This window comes from Alphaproteobacteria bacterium (genome assembly GCA_033762625.1).
Lineage (GTDB): Bacteria > Pseudomonadota > Alphaproteobacteria > UBA9219 > RGZA01 > RGZA01.
This window is the reverse complement of record JANRLI010000013.1, coordinates 40,179-64,034: the sequence shown is the minus strand read 5'-3', so window position 1 is coordinate 64,034 and position 23,856 is coordinate 40,179. Positions and strand designations below refer to the sequence as shown.

Sequence of the window (23,856 nt, the reverse complement as noted above, 5' to 3'; positions counted from 1 at the left end):
AAAGGTATCTGATGCTTAAGAAAGCTGCCCTCTTTTGTGCGTTATTTATGATGTCTCTTGTGCTGGCCATTGTGCCAGCCCATGCGGCAAAGCATAAAAATGCTCCTACCCCTCCTGTCGCTGTTGAAACAACGGCTGCGGAAGGCGAACATGGCGCAGGCCATGAAGCCGCCGCGCATGAAGAGGGTTCAGGCGGCTTGCCGCAAATGGATATTAGCCGTTTTCCGGGGCAACTGTTCTGGCTAACCATTACCTTCATTCTGACTTATTTGCTGATGAAGCATGTTGCATTGCCTGGCGTTGAAAAAACGCTGGAGACACGCGAAAAGCGCATCTCGGCTGATATTGGTGGCTCGAAGGCCAAAAACGAAGCAGCCAAGCATCTGATGGTTGAATATGAAACCCGCCTTGCCAAGGCACGTTCGGATGCGCAAACTGCAACCCGAACCGTGACAGATGAAAGTGCTAAAAAAGCTGCCGACGCGCTTGGATCGCAAACGGCCAAGGTCAATGCGGATATTAGATCAGCAGATGCGCGCATTCTGGCTGAAAAAAACAGGGCGATTGCTGCACTAGATAAAGAAGTAGTGAGCGTGATTGGCGCACTGGTTCAATCCGTTGCTGGCATCAACCCATCAACCAGCGATATTGAAAATGCCCTACAAAAAGTAAGGAAAGCATAAGCATGCAAGAATTACTAAATGACCCAACAGTATGGTTTGCAATTTCATTTGTAATCTTCCTTGTCATTGCATGGAAAGCTGGCGGCGCGGCGATTGCCTCTGCGCTTGATAATTACGGTGTGAAGGTAAAACAAGAGCTGGACCAAGCTGCCGCCCTTCATGCTGAAGCTGCGCAATTATTGGCCGATACACAGGCCAAGCATAACAATGCATTTAAAGAATCTGATGCGATTATTGCCCGGGCGGAAGAACAGGCGCGCCTGCTTCAAGTTCAAGCTGAAAAGGATTTGGAAGCAACCTTAAAGCGCCGCGAACAACAAGCGGTTGAACGTATTCAATTGCTTCAAGAACAAGCTGCAACTGAAATCCGCGCCCAAGCCGTTGATGTCGCATTGAAAGCTGCCGAAGCGCTTCTTCGCACAAACCTTGGTGCAGAACACGATAAGAAGCTCATAGAAGTTCAGACCACCGAGATGGCCCAAAGGCTTAAAAATACTGTCAAAAACGTAGCCTAACCGTTTTAAAACCTATCTAAGCTTCGCTTTGCTCGCATCTGAGCCTGTGCTATGGTCGAACACCAAGGCACACAAACATGGCTCAGCGCATTCTAAAATCCGCCAACCAACCAAACATGTCGTTACCGCTTAGCGGTTACGCGACCACCGGCATTCAGCCGATGGTCATCGATTTTAAGAAAAGCCGCGCCCGTACATTGTCAACCAAGGCGTTATATATTGCTTATGGCGCGCTTGCCTCCTTTCTTATCACCAGCTTGTGCGCATTGTTTCTGCTTGGCGATCAGATGAATAATGTATTTCGCGAAGCACAGCACCAGCCAGCACATGCCATACAAATCGTGAAGGAAGCAGAACCGGAAGCGGCTTTTCCAGCCACAACTATTACGCCGCTGCCAAGCAAAGCCTTGATTATTGGGCGTGACTTCCAGCAGCCAAAAGCAACGACCACAGAAAAAGATTTAGCGCCCCAACCTTTAACAAAAATGCTTGCCCAATTGCCGCTTTATGAAAAGCCAGCCGTAAAAGAACGTAGCCATTTTATTGAAGTTGAAACGGTTGGCGCTGTACGCAAAACATCCACCCTACTGCAACAAGCCGATGAAGCGATTGCTGATGGGAATGTCCAAAAAGCGGTACAACTTTACGGCCGCGCTGTGCAATTAAGCCCCACAGATGATGGTCTTCGTAGCAATTACGTTGCCCTGCTCCTTCAGCAGGCACGCAGCTATGATGAGCAAGGTGAAACCGATGAGGCATTAGCCATTTATAAAAAGGCACAAAGCCTATGGCAAGGCGACAGCCATACAGCACAGAGCATCAAAGCACGAATTACATTTCTAGAAAACAATTAGCGCAGCGCTGTGTGCGCAGGCAATAGATTTAGTGTTATTTGCTGTTCGGCTTTGCCGTCTTTCCAATGCACCGACACGCTTTGCGGTGACACATCAAGCATTGTTAAATGATTGATTGTTTGGCCTGGCACGTGCTTTTCGCCATTAATCCAGACAACCCAATCCTGCGGGTTATTGTAAATCACAGCATTCAATGTCAATTGCGGAGGCGTGGCGAGCGGAGCTTCCGGTGGCAATTGCGAAACAGGTTTTATAGTCTCAATCACTGCAGGCACAGCCGCCGCATGTTCTGATTTACCAACATTTGTTAAAATGGACATGCCACCAAAAATCCCTGCACTACCAAATACCATCAAGACCCATACGGCAATCTGTTTCTTCATTGTGCCATCGCGCATCTGGCGTAGCCAGCTGGTATCAATGGATAATGCAGCATGCTTTTCCTGCGCAGCGATATGAAGCCATGCGATATCCGCAGCCCATTCGTGGGGCACATGAGCTGTTTTGGGTGATGGAATAGCAATCAGTTGCGCATTTGGCACTTCAAGATTGCTTAAATGGTCAGCAACATAAAGGCGTGCTGATATGTTTCCTGCGAAATCGCTATTTAGACGCGGCAAATAATCCAGCGTTGACTTGATATGTTCACTAAGGCGCGCAACCAATTCATCCTTTGCCATGCTGGGCACGCAATCCGGGTGACTGCGGGTGAAGATAAGCTTGCCGTCATTAAGCACAAGCTGGCGAAGACCAAAGCTTTCACACAAGACATTCACGAACGCCCAGCCTTTTTTTGGCATCACTGAAACCTGACTTGCGTAATCCATCCATTCGGTAGCAAAGAATGACAACGGCTCAATAGGGTTCATTATTTGCTGTAAACGATCAAAAATCGGTTGCAACCATGCTTCTTCTGGTGTTGCGGCATGCAACACTTTCCATTTGCCCGTAACTTTATCATGGAAAGATTCCGACACTTCCAATTGGGCCTTAGGAAAGAAATGCGCGCGTTGGCGCTCGACAATTGATTTACGCGCCCACGGGCTGACGGGCGGCAAGATTTCCATGCGCACATCAAGATGCGCAGAATCAACAACGATTTTTAACGGGTAAAACGGATGGCGTTTAAGTGCACCAAGCAGCGTATCAAAAAACTGGTCACTATGATAAGGCAGTATCCAACTGGTTTCGATTTCTTTTGCGTTGGTCAGCATCAATACTGCTGCACGCGGGCTGAGTAAAAGCGTGAAACGTGTAACGCCACAGAAAATCATGCAGCCACCATATGACTAATGCCACGGTATAGCGGCCCCATAACGCCGCTGACCATCAATATCAGCGTTAAGCCTACCGCAAGAGTGATGAAGAGACTACTAATTCTTAACAGCTGGTCGAGCGCCTGCTGGGTCTCCTGTTGATAAACGGAGGATATATGAAGCAGGCTTTCGCTCATTTTCCCGCTATCTTCGCCGATTTTAAGAATGCGGATGACATAAGGGGGAATAAATATTTCTTTGGTTAATACGGTGCTTAACCCCTGCCCCCCGCTGACCTCCCTTGCCACATTTTGAAGGGCCGCAGCCATGGCCCGGTTATGGGTTAATGTAGGCAATACCGCCAATGCTTCCATCATCTGCACCCCGCTACCCAGCATGGCTGAAAATACATGGGTGATTTGTGCAAGTTCCACTTTGCGGAATAGCGTTCCAATAATAGGCAGCGATAGAAAAACGCGGTCAGCCATTAGTGCAATATCCTGATGTAGCGCTTTGATAAGCGGCAGAATAACCGCAAGTAGCGCAGCAAAAACCATGACTAGCGCTATGGTTGCGCCAAATGCGCGCATGCTCCATAAAATGATTTCAGAAGCCAGCGGCAAGTGCTCGCCAATCATCTCCAGCAATTGAATAATCTGTGGTACAGCAATCAGCATCAACACTGCGACAGCCGTACCCGCCAGCAGCATTTGAAGCGCGGGATAGGATAATGCGCGTCGCAGTTTTTCATTAAATTCCCGCTTCCAGCTCAGGCTTTGATAGAGAAAGCCCAAGGCTTCGCAAATTTTACCGGTTTTTTCCCCCGCGCTTAACAACAGCGGTACTAGCGGGTCAAATTCCATACGTGATGATGCAAAAGCGGATGAAAGGCTGGCTCCACCCGTGACGTTCTGCAATATCGCCGCGACATTGCGGCGCAAAGCTGATGGCAGTGCTGGTAGCACATCTTCTAATGCAGTATGCACAGGAACACCGGCCTTCGTCAGCATGACCAAATGCCGGCATAGCAGTACCTGTTCTGGTAATGGCACTTTTTTATTAAACAAAAACTGTGTGGGCCTATCGCTGCTTTGGCAATCAATTAGGTTGAGCCCTTGGTGATGCAGCTTGGCGAATAATTCATTTTCATTGGCGGCGGCGGTTTCACCCTTGTTGATTGCGCCATATTCATCAACTGCGCGATATGCGTAATGCGGCATTATACGGCTCCCGCATTCTGGATTAAATCAACCTCCGCCATCAGGCTTTCAAGACTAATCACCCCTGCTTCCAGTTTCATAAGACCATCTTGCGCCATACTCATAAAGCCTTTGGCGCTTGCGCATTTGAATAATTGACTGCGGGGCGCATCATTTACCACCAACTCATCCAACTCACTATCAATCGGCAAGATTTCAGAAATGACCATGCGGCCTTTATGTCCAGTGTGGTCGCATGCTTCACACCCCACCGCATGACCAACCTTCGCGGGTAGTCTGACTGACGATGCCAATAAAGCCTTTAAATGCGCGTCTGGCGGTCGCATCTGGCGGCATTGTGGGCACAACACACGCACCAAACGCTGCGCCACCGCCGCCGTGATATTCCCCGACATAAGGCCAGATGTGAGCCCGAATTCGCGCAAGCGCGCAAACACGCCAAAACTGTCTTGCGTGTGCAGCGTTGTAAATATCTGGCTGCCCGTCATGGCGGCGCGCAGCGCCATTTGCGCGGTATCAGCATCACGGATTTCGCCAATCAGCAATACGTTGGGATCTTGGCGAAGAATAGCACGAACGCCTTCGGCAAAACTTAATCCAAAATTTTCACGTACCTGCGTTTGACGAATGCCATCGAGTTGATATTCAATTGGGTCTTCTAAAGTGCGAATGCTACGCGTTGCTTTATCCAATAATTGCAACAGCGCATAAAGCGTTGTGGTTTTACCGGAACCCACAGGGCCTGTGAGCACCAACATACCATTCGGACGCAAACACAAACGGCGCAGCAATTGTTCCTGCGGTTCACTAAAACCAAGTTTTTCAAGCGGCAATAATGCCCGCGCCTGATCAAGAATGCGGATTACGATATTTTCGCCATGCTGCGTTGGCAAAATGGAAACGCGAAAATCGACGTTTTTGCTGCCAATTTGCAGATGAAAACGGCCATCTTGAATATTGCGGCTGTCCACAATATCCATCCCCGCCAGCACTTTAATCCGCTGCGCAAGACGCGGCCATGACGCACGGTGCAGTAGCGTCAGCGTTTTTAAAAGTCCGTCAATACGAAGGCGAATCCGCACGCTTTTTTCTTCCGGCTCCAAATGAATATCGGATGCGCCGGCGGCCACGCTTTCTGCCAATAATGCTTCTACGGTTGCAATTACCGGATGGTTATCATGCGTTTCTGGCGCGGGGGCGATAATCCCCTGCTCCATCTCACTTAAGTGATATTTGAAATTTTCAGCGCCGCCATAGACACGGGCAATAAATGCTAAAACATCATCTTGCGCAGCAATAAATAAACGTAAAGCCAACCCTTGCGGTAACATGCGCTTTAAATGATCAGTAACGCGAATATCCAGAGGATCTGCCATCGCGACATATAACGCGTTATCATCAATTGCAAAGCCAACAGCTTTAAACCTTAATGCAGTATCTTTATCCCAAAAGCTGCTGGCATCTTCATCAACCAACTGTTGATGCAAATGAATGGCAGGATAGCCGGTTTGTTGGCTTAACGCTTCCAATAGCTGGTTTTCCTGCACAAAACGCAGTTTCAGCAACACGCGCCCCAATAAATCCGGATGCTGCTTTTGTTCATGCAATGCAAGCCGCAGCTGATCTTCATTTAGCATTCCATGCGCACATAACCATTCGCCAAGCATCATGCGTTTAGGATTTGCTTCAGGGAAGTTTAAGACGTTCATCACTTCCACTCCGTCGTGCATGGCTGGTTGCCTAAATACGTCACCAACGCATTTCGGTCTAAATAAAGGTACACATCATCGAATGGGTCATCTACTGGCGTTCCATTTACGACTTTTGAAAATTGTCCAGGTAATCCTGCAACAAAACTTATGTTTCCATCAGCATTGCATCTTTCTGCGCCTTCAGTCGTTGAACATGCTGGTACAGTGTTAGGAAAAGGAAATAGGTCAGTCTCATCAGTTGCAGTATTTTTATATGCACCGCGACCATTTGCACCATGGCTTAGCAATACAACAGCAATGTTTTGCTGTTCGTTCGCTCCACTTAATCTGACTTTCAGTGATGTAGCGGATGAAAATGCAAGGCTACACAGACCATCTGGCCCATTTACAGGTAACATCTTGCTAGGCGGTGTGACAGCAAATTTCGCTAAATTTATGTCAACTGCATAAGTTAACCAGCGCCCATAAGCATCTTTAGCAAAGCTTTGTGATAATCCTAATGACTGAAACGGCACGACCCCAACTGCAATATCGCAATCGCGCTTGCTTTCACTAAACGGAGCGCCTGGATCGATTGGACACGGCACATAACCCGATGCCTGCACAAACGCCGCAATCGAACGCATCACGGTTTGTAGATTTTGTGTTGTAGCTCTTGCTTGTTCGGCAACGCGCACCGATAACAGCGTAGGCACCATTAATCCGATCACAACAGCTATCACAGCCAAAGCAATTGCTGTTTCGGCCAGCGAAAATCCCTGCTGATTTAGGATTAGAGCGCGCGGGTGCATAAAATGTAGGTATTGTTTTCTACATATGGATTTGCAGCGGCCGCACCATCAATCGCTGTGCCAGATCGTATATTTCCTTCCTGCGGGTTTCCATCATCCTGCCGCTGGTCAATAATCGCAGCTGCTGAACCGGGCACATTATTAATGCAGATCACATTCGTGCCAGCAGAAATGCCATTTGTTGTGAATGCACCGTTTTGTATTCCGAATACACCGCCGAACGAATTACCGGGAAATCCTGTATCGTTTTTATCGCCTTTAATCAGCCCTGCAGCGCGAAGATTGGTCCACACCATACGGCTTTCTGCGGGGCCATTACCATTGGCCAGAGCAGCAGCTGTATTGTAGCTTGTAGCATTCCCCACGATACCATCACCGCCACCTTTATTGGCAAGACCAAAACGTGTGTCTGCCTTGGCATCATCCCCCGGCACTGCACCGTAATTTTGATTATATGTGGAAACCGCAGATTGAATGCTTTGCAATGTGCTTATGGTGCTGGTGATGCGCGCATTTTGTAAAATATTCACCGCAACCAGAATACTGCCAATCAGCAGGCCAATCACGACAAGCACAATTGAAACTTCAACAAGGGTAAAACCGGAATTATTATTTTTCGTTAGTCGCGCATACATTTGTAACCTCATGAAACGAAAGTGAACCTGAATAATCCCGTATTCGTTTTTAGCGTATGCGGGGGTGGGCGAGAAGTTCTTTTAGTGCTTGGAATGCTTTTTCTTTTTGTGCTTTTTGACTTTGTGTTTCTTCTTGTGCTGGGCCAGTGGTTTGGCTGCTTTTCTAACAGGCAACGCTTGGGCTGTCGTTTCGCTTTCGTCCAGAACATCTACGGCTTGGATTGAAGCAGCTTGGGGCAGCGGCACTTTTCCATCATCCACAAACTGACCATCAATTTCATCATCATCCCTATCACGAGGTTTATTGCGTGCAATCGGCAATGGGCGACGGTCATGATTGAATTTGTGATATAACTCTGCATCGGCATCATCCGGTTTTACTCCGTCATTCACAACCGTTGCCCGCAGTAGAATGACTAGCTCCGTCAGCTTCGATGAATTGCTACGCGATTTTCCAAGGTTGCCGACAATCGGCACGTCATCAACAAACGGCACACCCTTTTCAAGATTGCCGGATGAATCCTGCATAAGGCCACCCATCACCGCCACCGTGCCTGATTTAAGGGTAAGCACGCTATCCATCTCACGTACCGCAACAACAGGAACGGATGATGATACTTCTGGCACATTGGCATCCGCCGCGGCAATCTTCACACCGGGGTCTTCCACACGGTCAACGATGAAAGAAACGGTTGGACGCAAATTCAGCGTCACTTCATCTCTGTTTTCATTAATCGATGGCTGCACGGTCATTAAAAACCCAACGGGTACCGTGTTTGGTGTGCTGTTTACGGTACGTGTTACCCCCACGGGGCTGCCGCCATTCGTACCGATAATCGGCGTTGTTTCAATGGTCGATGTAAAATAGACCTCGTTGCGCGCAACCTTTAAAACGGCAGGCTGGTTATTGAGCACTGTTAAACGTGGGCTGGATAGCGTGCGCGACGTACCAAAGCTGCGCACAAAATTCAGAATACCACCAAAATCACTATCTTTAAGCGATAACGTCACAACACCGTCAGTCGCGGTTCCAGCAGTTGCGAAAGGAGCGCCTGCTGCAACAGGACCAAAACGCGCCGCAACATTTGCCGTGTTGTTTAATAGGGTGCGCCAGTTAATGCCACTTTTGTAATCTTCATTTAATTCTACTTCCATAATTCGCGCTTCAATCAGAACCTGCGAATTTACGTTATGCTTTATTTTTCCAAGATAAGCTTCAACCGCTTTGTGTTGGCGTTCATTACCAAAGACACTAATCAATCCGGCCTGCTTGTTTACCGCGAAGGCTTTAGTTGGTGAAATGCCTTCCTGTTTTAATTCCTTCGCCGTGTCGCTATCAACGCGCATGGTTCGTGCGCCTTTAGTATTCGTCATAATCGCTTCAATATTCGTCTCAATTTCGCCCCAAAAATCGGCAATCGCCTGTGTTTCTACCTTGGTTGTTGAATTATTGCCGCTAGTGACATCGCTTCCATTATTTACATTGCTGTTTCTGCCTGTGCCCTGAATGCTGGAAAATACATTGGTTGCAATGCCGATTTCACTGTTTGATTTACGGATAAGGGTTAAATAATCAATCGGATAGCTTTTGATATACGGTTCATCAAGTTCGATGCGCAGGAAATTATCTTCAACCGTGTAACGCAGGCCAGCCATGCTACACAAACGATCAAGCACTTTTGAAAAAGGCTGACGAATGGCGGTAAAAATCACGCCGCCAGTGATACGCGGATCAAGCTCCAGATTTACTTCTGCCTTGCTTGCCAGTTCCTGCAACACATCTTTGACCGGAACTTTTTCAGTGATTGAAATAGAAATGATTTTGTCGTTAGCAATTTTATTTTTTGCCTGACGGTTTGATTTAAAAGGAACATAGGGAATGGGCGGGCCATCGGCTTGTTCGCGCTCGCGGCGCAAATCGCGATAATCATCGCGATTCAAATCCATTACAGGATCGATTTTATCCAGCTGCATCTCGTTACAGGCTGTAACCGGAAGAAGTAAAAGTAAAAGCAGAGCCCAAAAACGCATAAAATACCCTTATGAATATTGGGATATGTTTTAACTGGCCTCCATTTAAACTGAAAGAGCGAATTATGGCAGTTTGTTTCGGTATCGTTATTTGTAGGTAACGCCTGTAAAATATAGGCCATGGGGCGGTGCGGTTGGCCCTGCCTTGGCACGTTCCTTGGCTTCAAAGGCGCGCTTGAACTCTTCGACGCTCCACTGCCCTGTTCCAACAAAGAACAGTGTTCCAACCATATTTCTTACCTGATGATAGAGGAACGACTTAGCACCAAAATGGAAACGAAATTCCTCGCCATTTTGCTCAACCCGTGCATCAAGCATGGTTTTCATCGGTGATGGAGATTGGCACCCATCAGCGCGGAAAGATGTGAAGTCATGATGGCCAAGTAATAGCGCGGCCGCTTCTTGCATCGGTTTTAATGTTAGGGGTTTATAAAAATGCACGGCATAGCCACGATCAATGGTCAGCGGACGCGGGCGGTTAATTACGCGGAACATATAATTGCGTGATACGGCAGAAAACCGCGCATGAAAATCAGTAGTTACGGGCTCCGCCTTTAGCACAATCACAGGATGATGCCGCATGTAATAATTAATCGCGTCTCGCACAGTGTCCGCATCCGTTGGGCGGTCAATATCCGCATGGCACACCTGCGCCAGTGCATGAACGCCTGCATCGGTGCGGCCAGCTACGTGAATGCGTACATCTTCATCACAGAATTTTTTTATTGCTTCTTCAATTGTGCCTTGAACGGAACGCGCGTCTTTTTGCAACTGCCAGCCGGAAAAGCCTGCGCCATCGTATTCTACAGTAAGTTTCCAGCGTTGCATTATAATAATTCGCCCACTTTAACAGAAAACCCGCGCAGAAACGATGCGCCATCTGTTGCACTACGGCCTTGGCGCTGCACCTTCGTGAGGGTAATCGCGTCTTCGCCGCAAGCAACCGTGAAGTCATCCTTTAGCAAAGTACCTGCTGCGCCGTGCATGCCGAAGACCACGGCCGCCTCCAGAACTTTGATACGCTCGCCCTTGCTTTCGAAATAAACACCGGGCCATGGCGACAAACCACGTAATTTGCGTTCAATTTCTGCTGCGCTTTCCTGCCAGTTGATGCGACCTTCATCCTTGGTCAACTTGGTTGCATAGGTAACACCTGCTTCAGGCTGCGGGATTGGCTTGATGCTGCCGCTGGCAATCTGCGGCAAGGCTTCGACAATCATTTCCGCGCCTAGTTTGCTCAATTCATCATGCAAGGCGCCAGCTGTAGTTTGGGTGGTGATGGGCACGCTGCGCTTCAACCACATCGCGCCGGTATCAAGCCCGACATCCATCTGCATAATCGTAATACCGCTATCGGCATCCCCTGCCAGTATCGCGCGCTGAATGGGCGCAGCCCCGCGCCAACGCGGTAATAAAGACGCATGAATATTGATACAGCCATAGCGCGGCGCATCAAGTACGGGTTTGGGCAACAAAAGCCCATACGCAACCACCACCGCAACATCTGCATTCAGATCTGCAAAGGCTTTTTGTTCCTCGGGTACTTTCAAACTAAGCGGTGTACGCACTTCAATACCATGCGCTTCGGCGGCCTGATGCACTGCTGATTTTTGTACTGCATGACCACGATTTGCTGGGCGCGGCGGCTGGCTATACACGCATATTATATCGTGCCCAGCCCCACGCAGCGTATTCAGCGCGCCAACGGAAAACTCCGGCGTTCCCATGAATATAATACGAAGGGGCTTAGATGCTGTGACCATAACAAGAAAAGTAGACGAAACTATAGCGCCTTACCATCCTGCTTTTCTTCTGCGGCTAAACGCTGCGCTTTTTCAACGCGTTTCAGCATCATATCGCGTTTCAGCTTTGATACATGGTCAACGAATAACACACCATTTAAATGGTCAATTTCATGCTGGATGCAGGTAGAAAGCAGATCTTGGGCTTCCATTTCAATACGCTTATTGTTCACATCGGTATAGCTGACCTTAATGTGTTTCGGGCGTGTAACTTCAGCATATTGGCCGGGGATGGAAAGGCAGCCTTCACGGTAGGTAAATAATTCTTCACTTCGCCATGTGATTTCAGGATCCGCCATCATGAAAGCCTTAGCGGCGTTCTGTTCCTCTTCCACATCAACCACGATTACGCGTTTTAATTCACCAACCTGTGGCGCAGCCAGACCAACGCCTGCGCTAGCATACATGGTTTCTAACATTTCGTGCATAAAGCGGCTCACCTCGCGGTCAACCGTTTTCACAGGATCCGCAAGCTTGCGCAAAACAGGGTCAGGTACGATACGTAGTTTCAAAACCATAATTCATGTTCACATAAAAGATTTAAGGAAATATATGTGCCTTAACATGCTGATTTCAAGGCTGTTTAGGCAACTTCTTGCTTTTTATTGGGTATTTGCGGAGCAAATACATCATCTTCCGTTATAGTTAATTGCCGTGGGGCAATATCCACCGTTTCGAGGACATCAATTTTCTTATCACTATCAATGCTGTATTCGTCGGCTAGGCGGCGCGCACGGGAAAAGACACGGCTCTCAAACGAACCAACAGACCTATTATAATGCTCTACAGTCTTTCGCAGATTATCACCAATATTTTCAAAATGCGTTGCAAAAGATGCCATCGCTTCATACAAATCTTTTCCAAGACCAGCGATTTTCTGTGCCTGGTCTGCCAGCTTTTCCTGACGCCACGCATGGGCAATCGTTTTTAATAGACCAATCAAATTAATTGGCGTTGCCAGAATTACCTTGTTGGAAAATGCGAAATCAAAGAGCTCAGGGTCGTTTTGTAGTGCGATTGACAAAAAATGCTCCCCCGGCACAAACATAACCACAAAATCAGGCGTTTCATCAAACTGATCCCAATAGGCTTTTTGGCTGAGGCTTTTCACATGGTCGCGTAAATGTCGCGCATGACGTTGGTGGGTTAGTAAAATCTGTTCAGGTTCTGCACTTGTTGCATCCAACAATGCTTCCAGCGGGGTTTTACAATCAATCACAATTTGGCGATTGCCGGGCAAATGCACAATTACATCCGGGCGTAGGCGTTTGTTATCTTGCGTTGTGGTATTGGTTTGTTCGGTGAAATCGCAATGCGAAATCATACCTGACATTTCAAGCACGCGCTTCAACTGCATTTCACCCCAGCGCCCCCGACCTTCCGGTTTACGCAGCGCTTGTTTCAATTGTATTGTTTCAAAACGCAGTTGCGTTTGGGTTTCTGACATCTGACTTAGATGCTGCTTTAATCCCTCATAAGCGCCGATACGTGCCTTTTCCATTTCGCCTGTTTGCGTGTGCAATTGCGTTAGTCGCATTTCCAGCGGTTTAAGCATTTCCGCAACGCTGCTGGTGCGCTTTTCCCAATCGGCACGCGTATTTTCACGTTCATGCGACAATTCATTTTTTGCTAGGTTCAACAATACATCTAAATTTTGTGTCAATGCTTCATTTGATAACGCTTTAAATTGTTCGCTAAGGCGCTTGCGATTAAAGCTTTGCAAAAGTGTTGCAATCACAAACCCAACAACTATTCCGCCAAGACCACATGCAACCCACTCAATTGGAAAGTTCATTTGCTTTTTCCTGTTTCATTCCATGCGTTGACATACGCTGCTTCAAGATCTTTAACAAAGGTCTGGCTGTCAAATAACGGCAACTTCTCGCGGCCCTGCTGCAAATGATGCCGAATGGCTGAACGCTTGCCTTCATCTTTGAGCAATTCACGGATTTTAGTTTCATAAATATCAAGCGACGGCGCAATCAGTTCGGGCAACCCTGCGGCTTTCAACAGGCTTGCGGAAACACGCGAGGCAAAGCTTTTGCCCATCAATCCAACCACAGGCGCACCCACCCATAACGCATCGCTGGTAGTGGTGTGCCCGCCATAGGGCGCCGTATCAAGCACCACATCGGCATGGCGGTAACGCGCAATATGGTCGGCTTGGTTCATTCGGTCAGCGAATATTAAACGCTGTCCTGCCACGCCGCGCTTCTCGGCTTCTTTGCGCAGATTTTCCTGAACAATCGCTTGTGGCGCAAAGAGCCACAGTACCGTCTGCACATCATCTTTTAATATGCGTATCCATACATCAAATACGGAAGGTGTGATTTTATAAGTTTGGTTAAAGCAGCATAGAACTGTCGCATTTTCTGGCAGATGGTATTCGCTGCGTTTTTTTGCTGCAAGTAATGGTCGTTCGCGGTCGTTGATTTGATAACTGTTAGGCAACCGGATAATTTTTTCAGAATACGCCGCGCTTTGTTCAACTGGAATAATCGTTTCATCGGCTATAATGTAATCAACAAATGGAGCTCCCATACTACCGGGGTAGCCCAGCCATTGGATGATAACCGGCGCAGGGCGCGATGCGAGCACTTCGGGCAAGCCACCACGCGTGTAGCCTTTTAAATCAACCAGAATATTGATGCGGTCATTGAAAATACGCTCGGCTATCGCAACAGGCGGTTGGCCTGCGCAATTCACCCAGTGCTCCACGCCGCGCTGCATGCGCGTACGAATGGGGCTTTCGCCCGCCTGGCCATAGCTATAAACAAACACTTCAAACTGGCCACGATTATGATAACCGAATAATTCGGCCAACAAATAACTGGTTGCGTGTTCATGCAAGTCATTTGACAGGTAGCCGATACGCAGGCGCGATGCAGTTGGTGATGGCTTGGCATCAAATTGCGCAACGGGTTTGATACTCCCCGCACCTTTTTTTACGCATTCCAGATGCTTGAATGCATCATCAATAAACACAGGTGCAAGATTAGCAGGCGTTTTATCCAGCGGCAGTTCCTTCCCGCTCCAATCCGCCATCTGGCGGCGCGTCATCGCAATCACGGCTTCCATATCGTGGTTTTTTGGGTCTAATTCCTGCGCTTTTTGAAAGGCAGGAATACTTTCCATCAGCATGCCGCTTTGGCGCAGCGCATGACCAAAATTCGCCCACAAATGCGCGCGCGTTGGCGCAAGCAGCACGAGTTGTTCATATAATGGCACAGCATCTTTAGGCTGGTTGGTAGCCAGCAAAAATACCGCAAGGTTATGCATGATATCGGGCTGGTCTGGGCGCAGCGCATGCGCCGTACGTAGCAGCTTATCTGCTAATTCAATCTCGCCGACATTTTGTTTGATGATGCCGCCAAGGTGTAAGAAATTGATGTTATCCGGATAATCAGCAAGCGCGGATTCAACCTTGATATTCGCCTGTTTCAGATTTCCGGATTGCACAAGGCGCGACACATCTTCAAAGCGTTCGCGCAGATCATCAGTTGGTTTTTGAGCTGTTTTTGACATGCCGTTATTATAGGCCGAGCCGCTTTTTATTGTCAGTAGATTTACGCAGTTGCAGGCACAATTATGCTATTTTTTGGCTTACGACGTGGCCAAACATTAATAAACGAAAGCACAATCGCCGAAAGATAAGGCAGGCTCTGGACAATTAAAATACCCGACCACAGCAGGGCCTGATTATTCGCAGCGCTATACTGCATCACAAGGCCAATGGAGCACACCAGCAGGCCAATAAAGATGATGATTTCATCTCTGGCCATCGCGAAACCTTGATAGAGCGCGGGTTTATCCTCGCATTTAGGTGTTCTAAAGAACGGCTTGCCGCTAGTAAACAAGCCCTGCAACATGGCCGTGCCTACCACGTGGCTGAGCGCGGTGCCTGCGATTGCCGCACCAAAGCGTTCAGGCCAGCCAATTTTTACACGAAGGCCATACATCATGAATCCGCTCAGGATTTTGAATGCAAATACCGCGAGCGTCGGCCATTGAAAAATTTCTGGTGGAAATTCCACCAGTTCAAGAAACAGCAAGATTGACCAAACCAACGAACCCAATACGAACGTCAAATTTGCTGCATCAGCAATCCATGGTAGCCAGCCCGCAATAAAATGGTATTTCTGCGCGAAGGTTAGCTCCCTACGGCCGGGCGCGAATAACGGCAAGTGCCGTTTCATAATCTGCATCGCGCCATAAGCCCAGCGGAAACGCTGTGATTTATAGCCCGCAAAACTATCCGGGATAAGGCCTTTACCAAAACTTTGCGATAGATAATAGGATTCATATTTATGCTCGAACAGCTTCAGGCCCAATTCGGCATCTTCACATATACACCATTCGGCCCAACCCTTTACCTGCTGCAATGCGGTTTTACGGATAAGCGTCATCGTACCATGCTGGATAATCGCATTACGTTCATTACGTTGAACCATGCCGATATGGAAGAAGCCCGCATATTCCCAATGGCACATGGTTTTGAACTGGTCGCCTTCCCAATCGCGGTAATCCTGCGGCGATTGCACAAATCCGACATTCGGCTTTTCAAATAATGGGACAAGCGATGACAGCCAATGGCTATCTACTTGATAATCACTGTCGATAACCGCGATGATTTCTGCATCCTGAGCAGTTTGTTCGAGCGCAAAGTTCAGTGCCCCTGCCTTGAAGCCAGGCCATTTGGGCAGATGATAAAAACGGAAACGCGGGCCAAGTTTTTCACAATAATCCTGCACAGGCTTCCATACCGCTTCGTCTTTGGTGTTGTTGTCAATCACCAGCACTTCGTAATTTGGGTATTTCATCGCCACAATAGCATCAAGTGTTTCCATAACCATCTGCGGTGGTTCATTGTAGCAGGGTATGTGAATGGAAACTTTGCGGGCATTTTCATGCGCATCACTGCCTGAAACATCAACCTTGCGGCGCCAATTTTCGGTCCATACGGTTTCCGTAAATTCCAATCCATCCACCAACAAAACAGCAAATAAAAACAGCTGGAACAGTACAAGGCCTGCCCATGCAAACCCAATGGTTGCGGTATAGACCTCGCCATGCGCGGATAATACGCTCCAAACCAATACGGAGAATATGCCCTGAATAAGCAGACCAAAGAATGCCTGACCCGGCCATGAAATATGCCCCGCCTTGCGCATGAAAAGAATAATAGGTAACAGCGCAAGCAACATCGCAATCAAGCAGGCCTGCGGCCAGTTGCGGCGTTCATTCACATTACCAAACAGCGGGAATTTCTGCTGGCGATGATTATCCCAAATACCCCACCCTGTTCCAACCGTGCCTTCAATTTCCCATTTCCAAGCCTGGTCAAACGCTTCAACGATGATGTAATCCAGCTTTCGCTCGGTCGCAATGTTTAGGAAATCACGGATGAACCGCGCTTGGTTGACCTGGCTTGGCTCCGCGCCATAAATCCATTGCCCCTTGCTGGGCCAGCCAATTTCGCCGATTAATATATGCTTCGATGGAAAAGCGGTGTGCACTTCATCATAACGCTGCAACGCATAGGCAACAGCTTCATTTGCAGGCTTTCCTTCCCAATATGGCAGTGTATGGATGGTAATAAAATCAACAGCCGCCGCAAGACGCGGATTTTTTAGCCATACGTGCCAAGGTTCTGCGGTACTTACCTGTACCTTCACGCGGCGCTTAATCCAGTGGATCATATCGACCATTTCATCAACGCTTATATCGCCGCGCAGAATGGCTTCGTTACCAACCAGAATGCGGTTGATGTTGCGGTTCTTGTTGGTGAGTTCCACAAGGCTGTTCAGCTCTGCCAAGTTTTCTTTGGCATTGGTGCCGTACCACGAGCCCATGGTGACCCACAGACCATATTTTTTGGCGGCCGCAGGAATAGTTTCTAATCCATTGGTCGCGCCATAACTACGAATAGAGCGGACATAAGGCGCAACCGTGCGCACATCTTCTTCAATCTCCTGCGGGGTAGGAAAATTATGCTTGGCGGGATTATGATCGTCGCGGTACGGGGTAAACGAAACGCCAGCTATCACGCCATCCCATGCGCTGCTGTCGCGGCTGAGATTGATTACGCCCCATAATGTGATGTTCACCATAAATACAAAGGCGAGCACAAAAATAATGCGTAAGGCAGATGGGCGTTTTTTCATCGGATGAAGGCATAAAGTCAGTAAATTGGGCAGTATAAATAGCATTTAACTTGCGCCAATGAAACAATATTAACCATGATTTATCGTTGCCGGAAGCCTTTTGGCTGAATATAAAACATCATTATTTTTAATTGATTTTTCAGGATCATTATGAGCAGCGCGCCCGCTTCACCAGCACCCACCACAGTGTGGTCAACCACAGTTGGGGTTGCTGAAAACATCCTTACCCAATATCGCCGCCTAGAAAATAAACCAGCATGGCAAAAGCTTCTCAAAGTACTTGATGTGGGGATGTTGAATAGTTTTCATCCGCCTGTTTTCTACGCAATTATTGGAACAAAATTTGGATGGGGCGCAGCTTTACCGTTTATTGGTGTTGCGCCCATACCAATCATCATCGGTCTTGCCACGGCTGTAACCGCTTATAATATTGTGTTACGACTGCCGATTTTGTTTCCCAAACTTGGCAAATATTTACCCGAGGCCTATTCGAACAATAATCTAAGTGCCATCAAAACCCAAAAGGCGGTAGGTCTATCGCTGCTTGCATTTGGCGCCCTTTCAATGTTATCGGGGACGGCCATGCCAATGATCGCTGGAGCATGGTATGGAGGCTTTAGCGGTTTATCCAACTGGCTACAGGGATTACGAACCGATGCAGTCAACAAAGGTAATGATCCTGAAACTGCGCTGTTCAATACTGCTTACGGCCGTTTTTTAGAACGGACGATTGGCCGCAAATGGGCACAGCGCACACATTTCCCGCCTATGCTGGGGGGTATCAGCATGCTGGGCATGGGTATTATCATGACTGCTGAGGCTGGCAGCACTCTAACCCAAACATTATATGCCGCAGCAACAAAAGTTCCCGTGCTTATTGGCTCCGCATTATTTGTGACCACGGCTGCATTTCAGGCAGCGCGCGTTGCTGGTTATTCGAATTGGGGTGGTTCATTTGGCCGCGTATTGGCAGGCACAGGAATGACCACGATCGCTGCAACCATCGCCGCGACACAAGGTGTTATGAATATGAACTTCCTCCTCGCCTCAGCTTCAAGCTTAACGAACTTTCTTGTTGCGCGCATTGAAGATACAAAGAAAATATCCGGCAAACCAACACCATGGCCTATTAAACTGCCGGCATTCCTGCGCCGCAGTCATGCAGTAGTAACGATACCGCATGCTGCGATGCCATCCATCACGCCTGTGCGCAGTTATGTTCCTGCACCGCAAATCATTTTTGGCGGGGTCACACCTGTTGAAAAGCTACAACGCAGAATTGATCAGCTTCCTAAATCAGGATCAGGCCGCCGCAATCTTGCGGCATTAAGAACGCCGCATGGGGAAACCATTCCAAACCGTCCTGTACGCAGTGGCAAAGTACGCAGAGCCAGCGGCCAACGCCCTCGCATCACTTACAGAAACTGGAACTTACAAGCTTAAATTAGTGGTTATTACTGCGCGAGCTGTTTGCTCTTTTGTTCCAGCACGTTCAGCAAGCCATCTGCGCCACTGGCACGAATAACCGAACCGAATTCGGAACGGCGAGTTGCCATTTCACTAATCGCGCCGTCCACGAATACATCGGCTACTTGCCAACCATTACCGTTGTTGACCATCAAGTAATTGAGCTGGTGAGTGTCTTTGCCGCTTTTCAATGTGGTTTCAACAATTCGTTGATTGGCATTTGGCGCTGGTTTTTCACCAGTTACAGTGAATTCTTCGCCATCATAGGTTTTGAACTGGCTTGCGTAATTCGCAACGGTGAAGTTGTGAAAAGCACGGGTTAGCTTATCTTTTTGTTCCGGCGAAGCCTGTACCCATGACGGACCATAGGATACGCGAGTCATATCGCTTGCGCTGAAGGTTCTCGTAACAGCTTCTTCCAGTTTATGTGCTCGGCCTTCAAACCCAAGCTTATCGCCTTCTTTCATCACCACTTCCAAGGTACGATAAAAATTGCTGATGACTTCACTTGCACTTTGCTTAGCTGCAGCGGGTGGACGCATCGCAACTTCCTGAACGCGGGCCGCATGGCCAGGCATTGCAATTCCAAGCATCATCACGATCAACAGACCAAATAAGCGCATCACAAATACTCCTGAAAAGGTTTAAGTAAAAAACGGTTTAAACGACAATTATGCCCGAACTTTGGCAAAACGCTGCACATTACCACCAGCAGCTGCATTGCCAATCGCCGCACGCGCGGTTGCAACAATATGCTTCGCGTTCAATTGCGCTTCGTCATACTGTTTCACAGGATTGTCATGATCCTGGAAGATATCCGGCAATGTCATGGTGCGTAGCTTCAGGCCATTATCGAGCAGCCCTTCATTCGCCAAGAAATGCGAAATGTGCGAGCCAAAGCCGCCCACTGAACCCTCTTCAATGGTAATGAGCACTTCATGCTCCGCGGCCAATTGACGAACGAGTTCTTTATCAAACGGCTTGGCAAAACGTGCATCCGCAACGGTGGTGGTAAGACCTTGCGCGGCCAGCTCATCAGCAGCTTTCAATGATTCCTGCAGGCGTGTGCCAAGGCTTAAAATCGCAACGCGTGTACCTTCACGGATGATGCGACCTTTACCAATTTCTAAAACCTGACCACGTTCGGGCAATTGAACGCCGTAACCTTCACCGCGTGGGTAACGTACACCGCATGGTCCTTCGTTATAGGCCGCAGCAGTTGCAACCATATGGAACAATTCGGCTTCATCACTTGGCGCCATCAACATCATGTTCGGCAAGCAACCAAGATAGGCAAGATCAAATGCGCCCGCATGGGTGTAACCATCCGCGCCAACCAAGCCTGCACGATCCATCATGAAGCGCACGGGTAGCTTTTGCATTGCTACGTCATGCACCACTTGGTCATAACCGCGCTGCAAGAATGTCGAATAGATGGTGCAGAACGGCTTCAAGCCTTCGGTTGCAAGTCCAGCAGCGAAGGTAACCGCGTGTTGTTCAGCAATACCAACGTCAAAGGTACGCTGCGGAAAACGCTTTTCGAATATATCAATACCAGTACCTGATGGCATTGCGGCGGTAACTGCCACCACCTTGTCATCAGCTTCCGCTTCTTTAATCAGTGCGTCAGCATAAACACGCGTATAGGTTGGGGCAGATGCTTTTACCTTGACCTGTTCGCCTGTTACGACATCAAACTTGTTAACGGCATGGCATTTATCAGCAGCGGTTAATGCTGGCGCAAAGCCTTTACCCTTTTGGGTTACGACGTGAATCAAAACCGGACCGGGATCTGCATCATCGCGGATATTTTCAAGCACAGGCAATAGGTGGTCTAGGTTATGACCATCAATCGGGCCTACATAATAAAAACCTAATTCTTCAAACAAGGTTCCACCGGTCACCATGCCACGCGCATAGGATTCAGCCTTGCGCGCTGCTTCGCGAACAGGTTTGGGGAAAATCTTCGACATGTCTTTGGCAAGATTGCGTAGACCGCGATATTCCTTGGACGACACGATACGTGACAGGTATGCGCTGAGCGCGCCGGTTGGCGGCGCAATCGACATGTTGTTATCATTCAGGATAACGATAAGCTTGCTGCGCATAGCGCCTGCGTTGTTCATTGCTTCGTACGCCATACCCGCGCTGATAGAACCATCGCCAATAACTGCAATAACGTGATTTGGTTTTTGCAATACGTCGCGCGCAACCGACATCCCTAAACCAGCAGAGATTGAGGTGGAGCTATGCGCCGCACCAAATGGGTCATATTCGCTTTCGCTGCGCTTGGTAAAACCGGATAAGCCGCCACCTTGACGCAGCGTGCGAATACGGTCACGGCGACCTGTCAAAATCTTATGCGGGTATGCTTGGTGACCAACGTCCCAAATTAATCTGTCGTCCGGCGTATTAAACACGTAGTGCAATGCAACAGTAAGCTCCACAACGCCTAATCCAGCGCCCAAGTGACCACCTGTAGTTGACACAGTGTCGATGGTTTCCGCGCGGAGTTCGTCAGCAACTTGCTGCAATTGCTCAGGCGCCAGTTTGCGCATGTCTTCTGGAATAATAATGGTGTCCAGAAGTGGGGTTTTATGATGTGGATTAGTTGAAGGATTTGGCACGTATGCGCTCCACTACTAAAATAAAAGTTAACAAACTGATGGGATTCACTCAGAATTTTACTGGGAATCTTACGGCTTGATACGAAGTGCTGACCTTAACGAAAGCGGTGCTTAAAAAGCAAGCAAATGAAATGCTTGCATGGGAAAAAAGCGTTAAAGACTACATTTATTGTGGTGTTTCAGGCACTTTGTTGCCATTAAGTTCTTGAAATAATCGCGTTTAAGTTAACGCCAGCGCCTTTTTTAAATCACCTTCCAACACAGACTCGCAATCCCAGTTTCCACGAATGATATAACTGGGATGATAGGTCGGAATGACCGGAATGCCCGGTGCAAGGCGGCAATCCTGTTGCTGTCCGCGAATGTTCAAAATTCCTTCCAAACCGGTGAGCGCCCAAAGCGGTGTGCGGCCCAGCGTGATAATCGCTTTTGGTTTTTTGGCGCGAAGCGTTTCACCCAGATGCTCAAGTTCACCTGCATATTTTTTTAAAACATATTTGCTGGCAAAGCGGCCATATTTTTCTTCAATCTCCTCCCCGCGCTCGATTGCGCCGCGAATGGAGGAGAAAAAATGATCGACTTTATTTTTGGGCGGCTGGAAACGGAACACATTTGCAACCAGAATAGATGCCCGCACAATACCGGCGCTCTGCATATTTTTTTCCAGCAATTGCCCGCTACGTCCTACAAACGGCCTACCCTGCTTTACTTCATTTGCGCCAGGCGCCTCACCCACTACCACCAATAATCCACGGTCACTTTTTTGTGTAGGAAATTGATAGTCAACAAATGGAAGCTGGTCATCAGTGCCATGTTGCGGAAAAAGATTTTGGGTTTGTTGGAGTTGCGATTTGGACATTGCCGCACTTTGCAACGGATGTGCAAACGCTGTCAATAAAGGGGTAGGTGCTATGCGCTTGGCGGCAAATTACGGCGTTCAAATTGCCGCGCCGTTTCTACACCCAGAATACCATCTTTGAATGTACGGCCTGGTGCATTCATGGATAACTGCTGCTGTGCTTCAAAGGTTGCTTTTTGCAAAGCACGTGCAGCAATGTTGGTTTCAGGACCAAAATGCCCAGCTGTAAATTGTTCCCGCGTCAATTGACCTTTGTAATAACCGTAATCATACAGGAATTGCTGGAATTTCTGGCGTTCTTCCACTGTCAAATGCAATCCCTTACCACGCAGTGCGGCTGTATGAGCTTTGCCAAATGCTTCTGCTGCCCGGTAAAGGTCTGTTTCATTCGGTGTCCCCACTGCGCGCGCAAGATTATCTCTGAACTGATCATAGACGGCTGTTGGGCGTTGTTGTGGCGAAGCAGATGGAACTGAAGAGGGAGCATTCGATGGAACTTCAGATGGTGCCGAAGAAGGCGCGCTGGATGGTACCGAAGAAGGCGCGCTGGATGGCACCGCAGATGCCTGCGTACTTGCCGCAAGGCTCTCCAATGTAATTTCTGGTCTGTCAGTTAACTTATAAGGGCCATTCCATCCGGGTGCTGATATCGCCGTAGTTGAAAGTGTACTTGTTGGTGCACTGGACGGCGTACTTGATGGAGCACTTGATGGCGTACTTGATGGAGCACTTGATGGCGCGCTAGATGGAGCAGATGACGGTGCACTTGTTGGTGTTGTCAGTTCCTCAGCATCAAGTGCACGTGCTTGCAACCTAGCTACCTCACTTTGAATCAATGCTTGCGAGATACGTTCCGTTAGATTTGCAGCACCCGAAATGCTATCATACGCTTGAACAAAAGCTTGAGCTTCGCGCGCGGAGATGTTGTAATAGCTACCTGCCTTTGCAACCGCTTCAGCACCCGTAGGATCTGGATCTTTGTATCCACGCAATAATCTATAATCCCGATAGATATCACTAAAGACACCCCAAGCATTCGACATCTCACGAATAGGCACGCGCGCATCGAACGCCGCAATCAGATCGTTCGTAATCGGGCCATCCATATTTGGGATGTACGGTTTATTATCCGCCACAGGTAATCCTATAGAAATTCGTCTTCGCTAAGTGTGCAAAATATAAGGATTAGTGTACTGGTTGGGTGCTAATGGTTATTTAATTTTAACTGCAATTTCTGCGT

General features: G+C 48.3%; 20 protein-coding genes. 4 read left to right on the top strand and 16 right to left on the bottom strand.

The annotated features are described in order from the left end of the window. The first annotated feature begins 11 nt into the window (after positions 1-11). The 3 genes from SFW65_07210 (at position 12) to SFW65_07200 (ending at position 2,052) form a co-directional block, all read left to right on the top strand. Entirely contained in the window at positions 12-683 is a 672-nt protein-coding gene (locus SFW65_07210) for a hypothetical protein (protein MDX1922899.1), read from the top strand. 2 nt (positions 684-685) lie between these two features. Next, positions 686-1,198 (top strand): F0F1 ATP synthase subunit B, encoded by a 513-nt coding sequence (locus SFW65_07205; GenBank protein MDX1922898.1) that lies wholly within the window; start codon positions 686-688, stop codon positions 1,196-1,198. 77 nt (positions 1,199-1,275) lie between these two features. Further along, entirely contained in the window at positions 1,276-2,052 is a 777-nt protein-coding gene (locus tag SFW65_07200) for a tetratricopeptide repeat protein (GenBank protein ID MDX1922897.1), read from the top strand. Here the strand turns inward: SFW65_07200 and SFW65_07195 are convergent. From SFW65_07195 to SFW65_07140, 12 genes are all read right to left on the bottom strand, one after another. Further along, positions 2,049-3,326 carry a hypothetical protein gene (locus SFW65_07195; GenBank protein MDX1922896.1) on the bottom strand — a complete coding sequence of 426 codons (1,278 nt, stop codon included), beginning with the start codon at positions 3,324-3,326 and terminating at the stop codon, positions 2,049-2,051. The genes SFW65_07200 and SFW65_07195 overlap by 4 nt on opposite strands. Further along, complete coding sequence (locus SFW65_07190) at positions 3,323-4,528, bottom strand: type II secretion system F family protein (GenBank protein MDX1922895.1); 1,206 nt, start codon at positions 4,526-4,528, stop codon at positions 3,323-3,325. Before SFW65_07190 ends, SFW65_07195 begins: the two co-directional genes overlap by 4 nt. Then, positions 4,528-6,258 (bottom strand): GspE/PulE family protein, encoded by a 1,731-nt coding sequence (locus SFW65_07185; GenBank protein ID MDX1922894.1) that lies wholly within the window; start codon positions 6,256-6,258, stop codon positions 4,528-4,530. Before SFW65_07185 ends, SFW65_07190 begins: the two co-directional genes overlap by 1 nt. Beyond that, entirely contained in the window at positions 6,237-7,031 is a 795-nt protein-coding gene (locus SFW65_07180; protein ID MDX1922893.1) for a type II secretion system protein, read from the bottom strand. The genes SFW65_07185 and SFW65_07180 overlap by 22 nt, the downstream gene beginning before the upstream one ends. Further along, positions 7,013-7,666 carry a prepilin-type N-terminal cleavage/methylation domain-containing protein gene (locus SFW65_07175; GenBank protein ID MDX1922892.1) on the bottom strand — a complete coding sequence of 218 codons (654 nt, stop codon included), beginning with the start codon at positions 7,664-7,666 and terminating at the stop codon, positions 7,013-7,015. Before SFW65_07175 ends, SFW65_07180 begins: the two co-directional genes overlap by 19 nt. An 81-nt stretch (positions 7,667-7,747) precedes the next feature. Further along, positions 7,748-9,697, bottom strand: a complete 1,950-nt coding sequence (locus SFW65_07170; protein ID MDX1922891.1) for a secretin N-terminal domain-containing protein — start codon at positions 9,695-9,697, stop codon at positions 7,748-7,750. An 87-nt stretch (positions 9,698-9,784) separates the two neighbouring features. After that, positions 9,785-10,525 (bottom strand): tRNA pseudouridine(38-40) synthase TruA, encoded by a 741-nt coding sequence (truA, locus tag SFW65_07165; protein ID MDX1922890.1) that lies wholly within the window; start codon positions 10,523-10,525, stop codon positions 9,785-9,787. Next, positions 10,525-11,460 carry a methionyl-tRNA formyltransferase gene (gene fmt, locus SFW65_07160; GenBank protein MDX1922889.1) on the bottom strand — a complete coding sequence of 312 codons (936 nt, stop codon included), beginning with the start codon at positions 11,458-11,460 and terminating at the stop codon, positions 10,525-10,527. The genes truA and fmt overlap by 1 nt, the downstream gene beginning before the upstream one ends. Before the next feature lie 20 nt (positions 11,461-11,480). Then, positions 11,481-12,017 (bottom strand): peptide deformylase, encoded by a 537-nt coding sequence (gene def, locus SFW65_07155; GenBank protein ID MDX1922888.1) that lies wholly within the window; start codon positions 12,015-12,017, stop codon positions 11,481-11,483. Between the two features lie 65 nt (positions 12,018-12,082). Further along, the gene (locus SFW65_07150; protein ID MDX1922887.1) at positions 12,083-13,294 is read right to left on the bottom strand and encodes a DNA recombination protein RmuC; all 1,212 of its coding nucleotides are present in this window, start codon (positions 13,292-13,294) and stop codon (positions 12,083-12,085) included. Continuing rightward, on the bottom strand, positions 13,291-15,024 hold the full coding sequence (locus tag SFW65_07145) for a hypothetical protein (protein MDX1922886.1): 1,734 nt from the start codon (positions 15,022-15,024) through the stop codon (positions 13,291-13,293). Before SFW65_07145 ends, SFW65_07150 begins: the two co-directional genes overlap by 4 nt. A 41-nt stretch (positions 15,025-15,065) precedes the next feature. Next, positions 15,066-17,663, bottom strand: coding sequence for a glycosyltransferase (locus SFW65_07140; GenBank protein ID MDX1922885.1), 2,598 nt, complete (start codon positions 17,661-17,663; stop codon positions 15,066-15,068). A 150-nt stretch (positions 17,664-17,813) separates the two neighbouring features. Between SFW65_07140 and SFW65_07135 the strand changes: the two genes are divergently transcribed. Then, entirely contained in the window at positions 17,814-19,106 is a 1,293-nt protein-coding gene (locus SFW65_07135; protein MDX1922884.1) for a hypothetical protein, read from the top strand. Between the two features lie 11 nt (positions 19,107-19,117). Here SFW65_07135 and SFW65_07130 read toward each other — a convergent pair whose 3' ends face one another. From SFW65_07130 to SFW65_07115, 4 genes are all read right to left on the bottom strand, one after another. Further along, the gene (locus SFW65_07130; GenBank protein MDX1922883.1) at positions 19,118-19,753 is read right to left on the bottom strand and encodes an ABC transporter substrate-binding protein; all 636 of its coding nucleotides are present in this window, start codon (positions 19,751-19,753) and stop codon (positions 19,118-19,120) included. A gap of 48 nt (positions 19,754-19,801) precedes the next feature. Then, on the bottom strand, positions 19,802-21,757 hold the full coding sequence (dxs, locus tag SFW65_07125) for a 1-deoxy-D-xylulose-5-phosphate synthase (protein MDX1922882.1): 1,956 nt from the start codon (positions 21,755-21,757) through the stop codon (positions 19,802-19,804). A 220-nt stretch (positions 21,758-21,977) separates the two neighbouring features. Beyond that, positions 21,978-22,616 (bottom strand): uracil-DNA glycosylase, encoded by a 639-nt coding sequence (locus SFW65_07120; GenBank protein MDX1922881.1) that lies wholly within the window; start codon positions 22,614-22,616, stop codon positions 21,978-21,980. Positions 22,617-22,666: 50 nt separating this feature from the next. Next, complete coding sequence (locus tag SFW65_07115; protein MDX1922880.1) at positions 22,667-23,752, bottom strand: hypothetical protein; 1,086 nt, start codon at positions 23,750-23,752, stop codon at positions 22,667-22,669. Between the last annotated feature and the right edge of the window lie 104 nt (positions 23,753-23,856).

Coding starts and splice junctions, on each gene's coding strand:
- SFW65_07210 (MDX1922899.1), top strand. CDS start 12: ATGCTTAAGAAAGCTGCCCTCTTTTGTGCGTTATTTATGATGTCTCTT.
- SFW65_07205 (MDX1922898.1), top strand. CDS start 686: ATGCAAGAATTACTAAATGACCCAACAGTATGGTTTGCAATTTCATTT.
- SFW65_07200 (MDX1922897.1), top strand. CDS start 1,276: ATGGCTCAGCGCATTCTAAAATCCGCCAACCAACCAAACATGTCGTTA.
- SFW65_07195 (MDX1922896.1), bottom strand. CDS start 3,326: ATGATTTTCTGTGGCGTTACACGTTTCACGCTTTTACTCAGCCCGCGT.
- SFW65_07190 (MDX1922895.1), bottom strand. CDS start 4,528: ATGCCGCATTACGCATATCGCGCAGTTGATGAATATGGCGCAATCAAC.
- SFW65_07185 (MDX1922894.1), bottom strand. CDS start 6,258: ATGCACGACGGAGTGGAAGTGATGAACGTCTTAAACTTCCCTGAAGCA.
- SFW65_07180 (MDX1922893.1), bottom strand. CDS start 7,031: ATGCACCCGCGCGCTCTAATCCTAAATCAGCAGGGATTTTCGCTGGCC.
- SFW65_07175 (MDX1922892.1), bottom strand. CDS start 7,666: ATGTATGCGCGACTAACGAAAAATAATAATTCCGGTTTTACCCTTGTT.
- SFW65_07170 (MDX1922891.1), bottom strand. CDS start 9,697: ATGCGTTTTTGGGCTCTGCTTTTACTTTTACTTCTTCCGGTTACAGCC.
- truA (MDX1922890.1), bottom strand. CDS start 10,525: ATGCAACGCTGGAAACTTACTGTAGAATACGATGGCGCAGGCTTTTCC.
- fmt (MDX1922889.1), bottom strand. CDS start 11,460: ATGGTCACAGCATCTAAGCCCCTTCGTATTATATTCATGGGAACGCCG.
- def (MDX1922888.1), bottom strand. CDS start 12,017: ATGGTTTTGAAACTACGTATCGTACCTGACCCTGTTTTGCGCAAGCTT.
- SFW65_07150 (MDX1922887.1), bottom strand. CDS start 13,294: ATGAACTTTCCAATTGAGTGGGTTGCATGTGGTCTTGGCGGAATAGTT.
- SFW65_07145 (MDX1922886.1), bottom strand. CDS start 15,024: ATGTCAAAAACAGCTCAAAAACCAACTGATGATCTGCGCGAACGCTTT.
- SFW65_07140 (MDX1922885.1), bottom strand. CDS start 17,663: ATGAAAAAACGCCCATCTGCCTTACGCATTATTTTTGTGCTCGCCTTT.
- SFW65_07135 (MDX1922884.1), top strand. CDS start 17,814: ATGAGCAGCGCGCCCGCTTCACCAGCACCCACCACAGTGTGGTCAACC.
- SFW65_07130 (MDX1922883.1), bottom strand. CDS start 19,753: ATGCGCTTATTTGGTCTGTTGATCGTGATGATGCTTGGAATTGCAATG.
- SFW65_07120 (MDX1922881.1), bottom strand. CDS start 22,616: ATGTCCAAATCGCAACTCCAACAAACCCAAAATCTTTTTCCGCAACAT.